This window comes from Kitasatospora sp. A2-31, from assembly GCF_022288725.1.
Classification (GTDB): Bacteria; Actinomycetota; Actinomycetes; order Streptomycetales; family Streptomycetaceae; genus Kitasatospora.
The window spans coordinates 822,597-834,449 of record NZ_JAKNTA010000001.1; the positions used below are offsets into that span (position 1 = coordinate 822,597).

General features: G+C 75.3%; 10 protein-coding genes. 2 read left to right on the forward strand and 8 right to left on the reverse strand.

Annotated elements, in window-relative coordinates; translation table 11 throughout:
* Positions 1 to 339 precede the first annotated feature (339 nt).
* The 4 genes from dnaG to MCM47_RS03900 form a co-directional block, all read right to left on the reverse strand.
* Complete coding sequence (gene dnaG, locus MCM47_RS03885; protein WP_238740976.1) at positions 340 to 2,247, reverse strand: DNA primase; 1,908 nt, start codon at positions 2,245 to 2,247, stop codon at positions 340 to 342.
* Between the two features lie 91 nt (positions 2,248 to 2,338).
* Positions 2,339 to 3,649: a deoxyguanosinetriphosphate triphosphohydrolase gene (locus MCM47_RS03890; RefSeq protein WP_238740978.1), complete on the reverse strand. Its 1,311-nt coding sequence runs from the start codon at positions 3,647 to 3,649 to the stop codon at positions 2,339 to 2,341.
* 126 nt (positions 3,650 to 3,775) lie between these two features.
* Complete coding sequence (locus MCM47_RS03895; RefSeq protein ID WP_238740981.1) at positions 3,776 to 4,777, reverse strand: SGNH/GDSL hydrolase family protein; 1,002 nt, start codon at positions 4,775 to 4,777, stop codon at positions 3,776 to 3,778.
* Positions 4,778 to 5,044: 267 nt separating this feature from the next.
* Entirely contained in the window at positions 5,045 to 5,989 is a 945-nt protein-coding gene (locus MCM47_RS03900; RefSeq protein ID WP_238740983.1) for a PAC2 family protein, read from the reverse strand.
* A gap of 714 nt (positions 5,990 to 6,703) precedes the next feature.
* Between MCM47_RS03900 and MCM47_RS03905 the strand changes: the two genes are divergently transcribed.
* Positions 6,704 to 7,432, forward strand: a complete 729-nt coding sequence (locus MCM47_RS03905) for a GNAT family N-acetyltransferase (protein ID WP_238740985.1) — start codon at positions 6,704 to 6,706, stop codon at positions 7,430 to 7,432.
* A gap of 216 nt (positions 7,433 to 7,648) precedes the next feature.
* On the opposite strand, the gene MCM47_RS03910 is transcribed toward MCM47_RS03905, so the two are convergent.
* Entirely contained in the window at positions 7,649 to 8,902 is a 1,254-nt protein-coding gene (locus tag MCM47_RS03910) for an ADP-ribosylglycohydrolase family protein (protein ID WP_308222277.1), read from the reverse strand.
* Between the two features lie 289 nt (positions 8,903 to 9,191).
* Here MCM47_RS03910 and MCM47_RS03915 point away from each other — a divergent pair, with 289 nt between their 5' ends.
* A complete protein-coding gene (locus MCM47_RS03915) occupies positions 9,192 to 10,007 on the forward strand; it encodes a hypothetical protein (RefSeq protein ID WP_238740987.1) in 816 nt (271 codons plus the stop codon).
* Positions 10,008 to 10,148: 141 nt separating this feature from the next.
* Here MCM47_RS03915 and MCM47_RS03920 read toward each other — a convergent pair whose 3' ends face one another.
* The 3 genes from MCM47_RS03920 to MCM47_RS43960 form a co-directional block, all read right to left on the reverse strand.
* The gene (locus MCM47_RS03920; protein WP_238740989.1) at positions 10,149 to 10,466 is read right to left on the reverse strand and encodes a transcriptional regulator; all 318 of its coding nucleotides are present in this window, start codon (positions 10,464 to 10,466) and stop codon (positions 10,149 to 10,151) included.
* Positions 10,466 to 10,936 (reverse strand): hypothetical protein, encoded by a 471-nt coding sequence (locus MCM47_RS03925; protein WP_238740991.1) that lies wholly within the window; start codon positions 10,934 to 10,936, stop codon positions 10,466 to 10,468. Before MCM47_RS03925 ends, MCM47_RS03920 begins: the two co-directional genes overlap by 1 nt.
* A 136-nt stretch (positions 10,937 to 11,072) precedes the next feature.
* Positions 11,073 to 11,648 carry a ribonuclease gene (locus tag MCM47_RS43960; RefSeq protein ID WP_374209059.1) on the reverse strand — a complete coding sequence of 192 codons (576 nt, stop codon included), beginning with the start codon at positions 11,646 to 11,648 and terminating at the stop codon, positions 11,073 to 11,075.
* Positions 11,649 to 11,853: the final 205 nt, after the last annotated feature.

Consider the following 11,853-nt stretch of genomic DNA (forward strand, 5'->3'; position numbering starts at 1 on the left):
CCGGCACGTGCCGCACGGCTCGCGCCCCGCCGCGCCCGATCGGAGCGACGGGGGTTCCGGCCGCTCCCGTCAGGTGCGGCGGTGGGCTCCGCGGCGACGGTGGCCGGCGAGCACGATGCCGCCGGCCGCGACGAGTGCCACCTGTTCTTCCCTGCGGGTCCGGCGCTAGCACGGCGGATGGGGCCGGTCGGACACCAGGCAGAACGGCTCCGCGGCCGGGCCCGGTTCACCGGCCGGCCGCGGGCCCCGAGCACTCCAGCGCGAGGGCTCCGGCGGCTACGACGGCCGCAGAAAGCGGGATGACCGACCGCCAGCCAAGAGAGGGAGACCCGGACCCGGTCAGAGCGCGGCGGCGCCCCGGCTGCGCAGCTGCTGGCCGTACTGCTGGAGCTGCCACAGCTCGGTCTGCACCGCGTGCAGCTCCTCGGCGGAGGCGCGGGTGCCGAGGCGCTGGAGGTGGGCGCGGACCTCGTCCACGCGCCGGTCCACCGCCAGCAGGCGCAGCTTCACCAGGAACTCCCCCGCGTAGACCGCGTCCGCCTTGCGGCGCGAGCGCACCGGCTCCACGGTCAGCTCGGTGACCAGCGAGCGGACCTGGTCGTCCGGCGCCGCCTCGCGCACCGCGCCGGTGAAGTCGGCCAGGCCGGCCCCGTACGCGGCACCGCCCGCCTGGGCGATGGCTCGGCGCACGGCGGTGTACGGCGGGGTCGGGAACTCGTCCTCGCCGTAGTGGTCGAAGGCCGGCGAGACCAGGTCCGGGTGCTGGAGGGCGAGTTTGAGCAGCTCGCGCTCAACGAACTGGGCCGGGTCGCGCGGATTGAGCACGAAGGCCGGACGGGCGGGCCGGACCGGCTGAGCGGGGTCGGGGCGGCGCTGCTGGCCGTTGGCGCGCGGGTTCTGCTGGCGCTCGCGCTCCCAGCGGGCGAGCTGGGAGATCCGGCGCACCACGAACTGCTCGTCCAGGATGCCGAGCATCCCGGCCAGCCGGACGGCGTACTCGTGCTGGATCGAGCGGTCCTTGATCCGGGCGACGATCGGCGCGGCCTCCTCCAGCGCCGCCGACCTGCCCTCGGGGTTCTCCACCCGGTGCCGGGCGACGGCCGAGCGCAGCGCGAACTCGAAGAGCGGCACCGGGTTGTCGATCAGTTCGCGGACGGCCTCGTCGCCCTTGGCCAGCCGCAGGTCGCACGGGTCCATGCCGCCGGGGCTGATCGCGATGGACGTCCGGGCGGCGAACTTCTGGTCGTCCTGGAAGGCGCGCAGGGCGGCCTTCTGACCGGCCGCGTCGCCGTCGAAGGTGAAGACCGTCTCGCCCCGGTAGCTGGCGTTGTCCATCATCAACCGGCGGATGATCTTGATGTGGTCCTCGGCGAAAGCGGTACCGCAGGTGGCAACCGCCGAGGTGACGCCAGCCAGGTGGCAGGCCATCACGTCGGTGTAGCCCTCCACCACCACGGCCCGGCCGGACTTGGCGATCTCCTTCTTCGCCAGGTCGATGCCGTACAGCACGTGGGACTTCTTGTAGATCGGCGTCTCGGGGGTGTTCAGGTACTTCGGGCCGTTGTCGTCCTCGCGCAGGCGGCGGGCGCCGAAGCCGACCACCTCGCCCGCGATGTCGCGGATCGGCCAGACCAGCCGGCCCCGGAAGCGGTCGATCAGGCCGCCGCGCTGGCCCTGCGAGGCCAGGCCGCCGAGCAGGATCTCCTTGTCGCTGAAGCCCTTGCCGCGCAGGTAGCGGACCAGGTGCTCCCAGCCGGCCGGGGCGTAGCCGACGCCGAAGGTCCGGGCGGCCTCCTCGTCGAAGCCGCGCTCGGCCAGGAAACGGCGGCCGATCTCCGCCTCGGCCGAGGCGAGCTGCTCCTGGTAGAAGGCGGCGGCCACCTTGTGCGCCTCGACCAGCCGGGTCCGCTCGCCCTGCTGGTGGCGGGGGCTGTAGCCGCCCTCCTCGTAACGGAGCGTGATGTTGGCCTGGGCGGCCATCCGCTCGACGGCCTCGGCGAACGTGAAGTGCTCGATCTTCATCAGGAAGGCGATGGTGTCGCCGTTCTCCTGGCAGCCGAAGCAGTGGAAGACACCCTTGGAGGGGTTCACGTAGAAGGAGGCGGACTTCTCGTCGTGGAAGGGACAGACGCCCTTGTACTCGCCACCGCCACCGTTGGTCAGCTGTACGTAGTCGCCGACCACCACGTCGATCGGCAGTGCGCTGCGCACCGCCTGTACGTCTTCGTCCCTGATCCGCCCGGCCACCCCGGAAGTCTACTGGGGCGGTCGGGCTTTCCCGGGGGCCGGCGGGGTCGGCGTGAGCGGCGCCTCACCGGCGGGGCCGCGGCCCCGGGGATCACGTCCAGGCGGCGCCGACCAGCTTGGCGTGGAGTGCCAGGGCGGAGGCGTCGGTGAGGGTGGCGATCTGGTCGATCACCGCGCGGAGGGCGGCGCGGTCGTCCTCCGCCTCCCGGTAGAGGGCAGCGAAGACCGGGTCCAGTCCCTCCGGAGCGCGCCGGTCGAGCACGTGGGCGAGCTCGGCGATCACGATCCGCTGGCGGGCCCGCAGCTGGGCCTGCTCGTCGCGCTGCATCACGAACCGGACGGCGACCGCCTTGAGCACGGCGCACTCCAGCCGGACGTCGCGCGGCACCACGAGTTCCGCCGCGTACCGGGTGAGCCGGCCGGGGCCGTAGCGGGCGCGGGTGGCCTGCTCGGCCGCCAGGCAGAAGCGGCCGATCAGCTGGCTGGTGAGGTCCTTCAGGCCCGCCCGGGCGCGGGCCGAGCCGTCGTACGAGCCGGGCCACCACTCCTGGGCGAGCAGCCGGTCCAGCGCGGCGGCCAGCTCCTCCGGCTCGGCGTCCGGGGCGTAGCGCTCGGCCACCTTGAACAGCTCGGCCCGCTCGCTCGGGGCCCGCAGCGCGGCCGGGTCGATGTGGCCGGCCTGGAGGCCGTCCTCGACGTCGTGGGTGGAGTAGGCGACGTCGTCGGCCCAGTCCATGACGGTCGCCTCGAAGCACTTGCGCCCGGCCGGGGAACCGGCCCGCAGCCAGCGGAAGACCGGGAGGTCGTCGGCGTAGACGCCGTACTTGTGCGAAGCCGGGTCGACCGGGTGGGAGCCTTGCGTCCAGGGGTACTTGGTGGCGGCGTCGAGCGCGGCGCGGGTCAGGTTGAGGCCGACGCTGCGGCCGGGCCACGGTGCGAGCCGGGCCGGCTGGTCGTCCTGCGGGGCGAACCGCTTGGGCTCCAGGCGGGTGAGGATGCGCAGCGACTGCGCGTTGCCCTCGAAGCCGCCGCAGGCCTCGGCGGCCTGGTCGAGGGCCTCCTCGCCGGTGTGGCCGAACGGCGGGTGGCCGATGTCGTGGGCGAGGCAGGCGGTCTCGACGAGGTCCGGGTCGCAGCCCAGCGCGGCGCCCAACTCGCGCCCGACCTGGGCGCATTCGAGCGAGTGGGTGAGCCGGGTGCGGGGGAAGTCGCTGCGCATCGGCGCCACCACCTGGGTGGTTCCGGCCAGCCGGCGCAGGGCGGCGGAGTGGAGCACGCGGGCACGGTCGCGCTGGAACGCCGTCCGGCCGGGGCGCTTGTCCGGCTCGGGCACCCAGCGGGCCTCGGCGGCGTGGTCGTACGGGCTCGGGGCGGCGATGAGGCTCTGCGCGGTGTCGTCCATATGACCTTCACGGTACGCCGGACGTCCGACACCGGAAGTATGCCGCGCGCGACGGGTCGCGGGCCGGGACGTGAATCCTCGCCCGCGCTCGCCCGGTGTGCGACCGAGCCGGGGGAGGCTCCCGGCTCAGCCGCGCACCGCCTTGAGCACCGCCGCGGCCACGCCCTCCTGCCCCTTGGCGTTGGGGTGGATCGCCGCCAGGCCGGGCGCCGGGAAGGGCGGCTCGACCCAGCGGGCGGCCTGGCCGGCGCACATGTCGTGGCCGGCGGAGGGCGCGGCCGCGTCGACGAACACCGCACCGGCGGCCTCGGCGCGGTGCTTGAGCATGGCGTTCAACTGCTGCTCCTTCTCCACCAGGAAGCCCAGGTCGCCGGGGGCGACGGCGCTGCCGAGCACCGGGAGGCAGCTCGCCGGGTCGGCGGGCAGCAGCGTCGGATAGCCGACCACGTAGACCCTGGCCTGCGGGGAGCGCTGCCTGATGTCCGTCAGGATGCGGCCCAGCCGTTCGCCGGCCGCGTCCACCTTCCGCTGCACCTGGTCGCCGGCACCGCCGGCCGAGGCGTAGTGCTCGCGGCAGGGCGCCTCCGTCCGGGCCGCGCCGACCAGACCCTTCACCGCGTCGACCAGGTTCTCCCGGGCGCAGGCGCCGACGACCTCCATGAACCCGGCGTCGTTGCCGCCGATCCCCACCGTGACCAGCCGGGTCGCCGGGGTGAGCGCTTCGAGCTGCGGCGGGTTGGCCCCGCCGTCGGTCTGCTGGGAACCGGTGAGGTCCCCGGTGCGGGCGCCGCTGCAGCTGACGTCCTTGAACTGCCCGGCCGCCAGGCCCAGCGCCTTGGCCACCAGGGACGGGTAGTTGACCGCCGAGCGGGCGCAGCCGGCGGGCTCGCCCACCTGCGGGGCGATCTTCAGGCCCGAGGTGTAGGAGTCACCGAGGGCGACGTAGGGGCCGGTGGGGGGCGGAGTCGGGGTGGGGGTGGCCGTCGGCGTGGCCCGCAGCGGCCGCGGGCCGTCCGACGCCGGGGCGGCGGAGCCCTCGGAGCCGCCGCCGGTGCAGCCGGCCAGCAGCAGCGCGGTGAGGGCGGCGGACAGGACGGCCGCGGTCGTCGGGCGTGCGGGCACAGGCATGGATCCCCCCGGGGGTCGGAACGGCGACGTCTCTCCCTTGCGGCGGCCCGTCCCCCGGGCACCTCTGCCTCAACGAACGGACCGCGTCGGATGACTCCCGCCCCGGGTGCGGGATTTTCCGTCCCCGCTCCCCAGCTCCCCCGCTCCCCCGCTCCCCCGCTCCCGCAGGCGGTGATCCGCCGCACGGACGCGGGCCCGGCTTCTTCCGGCGCGGGGCCCGCGGGCGCCGGCCGTCTTCCGGCGCGGGGCCCCCGAACGCGGGCCCGGCTACTCGGGGCCGCGCTCGTGCTCGGCGAGGAACTGCTCGAAGCGCCGGCCCAGCTCGTCCGCCGAGGGCAGGTCCACCGGCTCGGCCAGCAGGCTCTCCCGGCCCTCCGCGCCCGCCACCGCGTCGTACTGGCCCTCCATGCCGCGGATCGCCGAGCGCAGCTCGCCGTCACCCTGGGCCAGTTGCTCCTCGATGTCGGCGTAGACCTCGCCGACCCGGGCGCGCAGCCCGGTGCCGGGAAGGACCAGGCCGGTGGCCGACTGCACCGCCTCCAGGATCAGCACCGCCGCGGCCGGGTACTCCGAGCGGGCCACGTAGTGCGGCACGTGCACCGCGAAGCCGAGGACGTCGTGCCCGGCCTCGGCGAGCCGGTACTCCAGCAGGGCCTGGGCGCTACCGGGGACCTGCGCCTGCTCGAACCACTGCGGGTAGCCGGCCGCGAGGTCCAGCCGGTTGCCGTGCGGCGTCAGACCGACCGGGCGGGTGTGCGGCACGCCCATCGGGATGCCGTGGAAGTCCAGGGTGAGCCGCACGCCGAACTGCTCGACCAGCTCGCGCACGGCGGCGATGAAGCGCTCCCACTCGACGTCCGGCTCAGGCCCGGTGAGCAGCAGGAACGGCGAGCCGGCCGCGTCGTGGACCAGCTGGAGCAGGATCTCCGGAGAAGCGTAGGACGTCCAGCTCTCGCGGTCGAAGACCATCGCGGGGCGCCGGGCCCGGTAGTCCACCAGGCGGTCGTGGTCGAAGCGGGCCACCACCTGGGGCGAGCCCTCCGCGAGCAGGTGGGCCACCACCTGGCCGCCGGCCTCGCCGGCGTCCATGAAGCCCTCGAAGTGGTGGAGCAGCACCAGCCCGGCGCCGGTGTCGGCCAACGCGGCGTTCGCCGCGGCCACGGCGGCCACGCCCTGCTGATCCAGCTCGTACAGCGCCTGGGGATCACGCACCGCGAACCCAACCCCGTTCCCTGATCGTCGACTCGTACCTGCTTCTCCTCGTGTCCAGCGTGCCGGGGCGCGCCGGAATTCCCGCCGCCGGCCGGCGGCGGGACGACGTGGCCGCCGGTCGGGGGCCGGGGAACCTCCGGGGCGCTCCCGAAGTGCTCCCGGAGCACCTTCGGAGCGCCTTCGCAGGCTCGTCCCGACCATGATCGCATCCGGCCGGAAACCCCCTGGTCACCGGCGTCCGGACGGCCTCCGGCGGCCGCGTCGGGAAGTGCGGCGCGCCCATTAGTGTGCTGCGAAGTGACGCACCGCCTTCTGGCGGGTATCGTCCTCTCGCTGCCTCGCATCGTCGCGTCGTCGTCACGTCGTACCGTAACGCCGTCGATCACGTCCCGGACCGGTGCTCGGCCAGCCACCCACGACGCATCTTGCCTTCACCTGGCCGCCTGCTTCCCTTCGCGCTCTCGTTTCCTCCTCGGCCATTTCGCGGACGCACACTGTCCCCTCGCTCATCCCGCCGGACCGGTCCGTGGACCCGCGTCCGTTCCGGCACCGCGCTGCCCGCCTCCGGGCCGCCGCCCCCGCCCCGCTCGACCGGACGTCCGGCGTGCACGGGTACCGGCGGGCGGGCCCCGGACCGGGGCGAACGTCCACCGCGTCCTGTGCCGCACCCCGGCGCGGGACGCGCCCTACGACCGATGAAGGACCGAAGGTTCCGTGCCCGTACCTGTCATCCTCACCGGCCGCACCGTGCGGCTGGAGCCCCTTGCCGCGCACCACGCCGAGGCCATCGCCGAGGCCGGCGCCGAGGACCGTACGACCTACGCCTTCACCCCCGTCCCGCACGGCCTGGAAGCGGCCCGCGACTACATCGCGCGCGCCCTCGCCGACCAGGCCGCGGGCCGGTCGCTGCCGTTCGCGACGGTGAACCTCGCGGACGGCCGGGTGGTCGGCTCCACCCGGTTCCTGGAACTGGACTACTGGCAGGGCCCGGTCGTCTGGCCGCCGGTGCCGGGCGTGCCGTTCGGCGACCCGGCCACGGCCGTGCCGGACGCCGCCGAGATCGGCAACTCCTGGCTCTCCCCGCGCGCCCAGGGCACCGGCATCAACACCGAGGCGAAGCTGCTCATGCTGCGGTACGCCTTCGAGGAGTGGAGCGTGCAGCGGATCTCGATGCGCGCGGACGCCCGGAACATGCGGTCCCGGGCGGCGATCGAGCGGCTCGGCGCGACCTCCGAGGGCGTCCGCCGGGCACACTCGCGCGGTCTGGACGGCGTGGTGCGCTCTACCGCGTTCTACTCGATCCTCGACGCCGAGTGGCCGGCGGTGCGGGACATCATCGAGCTGCGGATCGCCGCCGCCACGTCTCCGAGCGCCCCGGACCCGGCGATCAACCAGGAGTGCCTTAGACACGGCGGCGGCGCCGGGCAGCTGATCACGGCCTGACGGCGCGGCGGGGCCCCCGGGGGGGGGGCCCCGCCGTTCCGTAACGGGCCCGGGCAGGGGGCCGGGCTGTTCCGGTGCCGGCGCTCGCGTCCGGACCTGGGTTCCGTCCGGACCTGGGAGTCCGTCCTGACCCGGAGTCCGTCCGCCCGGCGCCCGTCCGCGAAGGGTCGCGTCCGGCCGGTGGGCACGGCTCGCGCCGTGGCCCACCGGGCCGGGTCAGGGCCGCTCGCCGGTGGCGGCGGCCCGCAGCACCTGCACGAGGAGGGCGGGATCGCGCTCGCCGCCCTCCGACAGCGACCACCGGCGGTCGATCGCCTCGGCCACCGCGGAGACCGGGCGCCAGCCGTCCCGCCCGCGGACGACGGTCAGCTCCCACACCGGGTCCCGCCGCGAGCGGCAGATCCGGACCGTGCCCTCGTGGGTGTGCACGGACCACCGGCGGTCCGGCCCGATCTCCTGCGGCCCGCGCCGGATCCGCTGCCACTCCTCCTCGCTCCACCGCAGGTCGGGGACGGGCTGGGGGCGCGGCACCAGCATGTCGTCCCGGCCGCGGCCGCCGGGGACGCTCCCCGGCTCGGGGAACGCCCAGGCCGGGAGGGCCTCGCGGGCGGCCATCCAGGCGGCCGGGATACCGGCGGTGCCGGTGCACGCGGCGACCACGCCGCCGGTGATGGCCGCGACGGTGTCCATGTCCCCGCCGGCGCCGATCGCCTCCCAAATCGCGGCCGGGTAGTCGGTGAGCCGACGGGCCGCGCACCAGAGCGCGTACGGCACGGTGTCGGCGGCGCTGGTCCGGCTGCCGTTGCCGAGCACCCGCGCGGCGACCGCGGGATCGGGCTCGCCCAGCAGGGCGACGGCCTCAGCCAGGCCGTCCCGCACCGCGCCGGCCGGTGTGTGGGCCCGGACCCGCTCCAGGAACGTGGCCGGGGTCATCCGGACCCGCTGTCCCACCTGCACCGCGAAGGCGGCGGCCACCGCGACGGCGATCGCGCCGTCCACGGCCTGCGGATGGGTGTGGGTGATCAGCGCCGTCTCGGCGGCCGGCCGGATCGCCCCGGTGGGATCGGCGTGGTGGAGCGCGCCCAGTGGGGCCACCCGCATCGCGGCACCGTTGCCGTAGGAGCCCTGGCCGTCGAAGAGCTCGGCGGCGAGTGCCCTGGCGTCGCCGCCCTCGCGGACCAGGCGGAGCAGGCGGTTCGCGGCCGGGCCGTAGCCGCGGTCGAAGTCGTGGCGGCCGGCGAAGGAGTGCGTGAGGTCGAAGGTGTCGACCGAACCGCGTTCGGTCGACACCGCGTACACCGAGCAGGCCATCTCGGTGTCGTCGGTCCACGGCCAGGGGCCGGGCGGAACGGTACGGGCGGCGAGGTGGGCCGCGGCGGTGGCGGGAACGAAGAACTGGGCGCCGAGGGCGTCACCGACGGAGAGGCCGTTCAATGCGTCGAGCGCGGGGCCGGAGTGAGGGGTCGTCATCGCGTCCAAGCTCACCGCGCGGGCTGCTCCGCGTCAACCTCGATACCGGCCCGCTCCCCGGCGGGGGATGTTTCGCATACTTCCGACCCTGGTGGGAAGCACCCCGGCATGAGTCGAGCCGATCCGATCGCCCCACTGCTGCTGCTCGGCGCCGACCAGCACGCACATCGTCACCCGGGCGCAGTTGCGCCGCCTCGGCGTGCCGTCCGGCACGATCGCGTACCGGCTTCGACCGGGCGGCCCGTGGCAACAGGTCCTGCCGCGGGTGATCTGTCTGCAGACCGGGCGGTTGACGCCGCATCAGCGGCTGCGCTCGGCGCTCGCGTACGCGGGGCCGAAGGGCCGCGCGCCGCAGGCGGGTGAGGTGCTGCTGACCGGGGCTGCCGTCCTGGCCGACGCCGGACTGCCGAGCGCCGGGCACCCGGCCGACCTCACGGAGGTCGACGTGCTGGTCCCCGGCCCGCGCCGGGTCGCCGACCGGGAGTACGTCCGCATCCACCGCGCGGCCGGGCCGAGGCCGGGCGGCTTCGAGCGGGACGACGGGCTCTGGAGCACCACGGTCGCCCGGGCGCTCGCGGACCTGGCACCGCGGGAGACCGGCCGGCGGCGCTACCGGGCACTCTGCGCGGAGGCCGTGCAGCGGCGGCACTGCGGACTCGGTGAGCTGCTGGAGCAGTTGCTCGCGCGACCGGGAACGACCGAACTTCCCCACGTGGCAGAGGTGGTGGAGGACCTCACGGCCGGAGTCCGCTCGGTGGCGGAGGGCGAGGCGCGGGAGCTGCTCCGCGGGTCGGGCCTGCCCGAGCCGCTCTGGAACCCGGTGCTCTTCCTCGACGGCGCCTTCCTCGCCGTTCCGGACGCGTACTGGCCGAAGGCCTGCGTCGCCCTGGAGATCGACTCCCGGGCCTGGCACCTGCGACCGGCCGACCACGAGCGGAGCCTGGCCCGCGCCAACCGGCTGACCGCGGCCGGCCTCCCGGTCGTCCGCGCCACCCCCGTCCAGCTGCGCCGCGATCCCGCCCCCGTCCTGCGGGAGTTGGCCGCCCTGATCGCCTCCGGGCCGCACGGGCCTCATGCCCGGGTCAGCTGGCGCCGGGCGCGGTGAGCCCGGGCCCCGAGCCGGGTCCGGGTGGGCCGGCACGGGCGGAGGGCACGGACGGAGGGCACGAGCGGAGGGCGGACAGGAGGGCAGGGGCGGGAGGACACGAGCCGTCCGACGCGGACGGTCCCGCACGGGCGGGCCGGGCTATTCCCGGTCGTGTTGCGCGCCGGCCGCCTCGGCGGCGGCCACCAGGCGCTGGAGCTCGGCGATGTGCCCGGCCAGCGCGCCACGCCCGGACTTGGTGGCGGCGAGCCAGGTGCGCGGACGCTTGCCGACGTAGCCCTTCTTCACCTTGACGTAGCCGACCTCCTCCAGGGCGGTCGCGGCCTTGCTGAGCACCGAGTCGGAGACCTCGCAGTGGTCCCGGACGGCGCCGAACTCGGCCTCCCGGCAGGCGCTCAGGAAGGCGAGCACGGCGAGCCTGGTCGGGTGCTGCAGCAGCGGGTCGAGTCCGGCGGGCATCAGCGGACCTCGACCTCGCGCCGGATCCGGGCGTTCAGCCACCGGGCCGTCACCCAGAACGCCACGCCCGCCGCGGCGCCGATCGCCGCTCCGAGCCCGCGGGCGTCGGCGCCGGCGGCGTAGGCCAGCCCGGCGGCCACCAGCGCCGCCGCGGCCACCTGCCCGAACGCCCGCCAGATCAGGCGCCGGTGGTCACTGGCCGGCCACTGCACGATCCCCCCGGAGCGGGCGGAGACCGCGGTCAGGCCCCCGGTCAGGGCGGCGAAGACCACGGCCAGCACACCGCTCAGCCAGCCCGCGTGGGCGTAGGTGGCGAATCCGACTCCGGCCCCGTAGAACGTGAAGGCCGCGGCGTACACCGGGCCGAACCAGCCGGGCAACGAGCGCGGGGCCTGGGCCGCGGCACGGGCCCGCTCGGCGACGCGCAGCGCCTCCCCCGCGGGAAGGCCGGCCGCAACGGCGTCATCCATGGAATCCCCCCTGGAGTTCGGCACCCCGTCGGAGCGCCTCGACGCTTCCACTATGGCAAATACTTTCCAGATTGGAAAGTAGTTCCTGAAGGAGAGCTCTGCTGATCAGAAGGTTCTGCCGGCCGGTCAGGGCCCGTCAGCAGCGGGCGTCGATCTCCTGGAAGCTGTTGTAGTGGTCGGCCGTCCAGTACTGCTCGCCGGAGCCTCCGGTGACGATCCGTCGGGTGCCGCGGTCGGCCGAGCCGGGGGTGACGACGGTGTACTCGTGGTAGTACCCGGAGGCCTTGCGCGGGAGCCGGTTCTCCCGGTTCTCGAAGACGATCCCGTCCGAGCGGTACGGGTACGGCCCGCCCCCGGCGATCAGGCCGAGGGTGTCGAGCGCCTGCGCGGGCAGCCTGGTGCGGCAGACGTCGGCGAGCGCCGGGTCGGTGGGCACCCAGGTGCCGGCCGGGGCAGGAGTGGCGGTGGTCGTCCTGGGCGCGGAGGGCTTGGGAGCGCTCGGGCGGGGCGCGGTGGCCGCGCCGGCGGAGGCGGCATCGGGGGCGGTCGCGGTGGCGGTGGCGTGGTGATCCGTGCCGGTGCACCCGGCCGTCACCGCCAGGGCGCAGAGCAGCACGGCCAGACGGACGGCCAGGCGGACGGGCAGGCGGACGGGCAGGCGGACGGCCAGAGGGGCGGGCAGGCGGGCGGGCAGGCGGCTTCTGCTGGTCATGGGCCCAGCTTCGCAGCCGGGTGGGCCTCGGAGGCGGACGGCGGGCCCGGCCGCGCCGCCCCGCACAACATGCGGCCGGGGCGGGAACGGACGCCGTTGTCCGTTCCCGCCCCGGCTGCGTTACGTACGCCGGTTCTCCTGCGCCGAGCTCCGGTGTACGCCCTCCCGACGGGAGGGATTGCGGTCAGCGAATGGAACCGCGCTG

Coding starts and splice junctions, on each gene's coding strand:
- MCM47_RS03890 (WP_238740978.1), bottom strand. CDS start 3,649: ATGGACGACACCGCGCAGAGCCTCATCGCCGCCCCGAGCCCGTACGAC.
- MCM47_RS03895 (WP_238740981.1), bottom strand. CDS start 4,777: ATGCCTGTGCCCGCACGCCCGACGACCGCGGCCGTCCTGTCCGCCGCC.
- MCM47_RS03910 (WP_308222277.1), bottom strand. CDS start 8,902: ATGACGACCCCTCACTCCGGCCCCGCGCTCGACGCATTGAACGGCCTC.
- MCM47_RS03920 (WP_238740989.1), bottom strand. CDS start 10,466: ATGCCCGCCGGACTCGACCCGCTGCTGCAGCACCCGACCAGGCTCGCC.
- MCM47_RS03925 (WP_238740991.1), bottom strand. CDS start 10,936: ATGGATGACGCCGTTGCGGCCGGCCTTCCCGCGGGGGAGGCGCTGCGC.
- MCM47_RS43960 (WP_374209059.1), bottom strand. CDS start 11,648: ATGACCAGCAGAAGCCGCCTGCCCGCCCGCCTGCCCGCCCCTCTGGCC.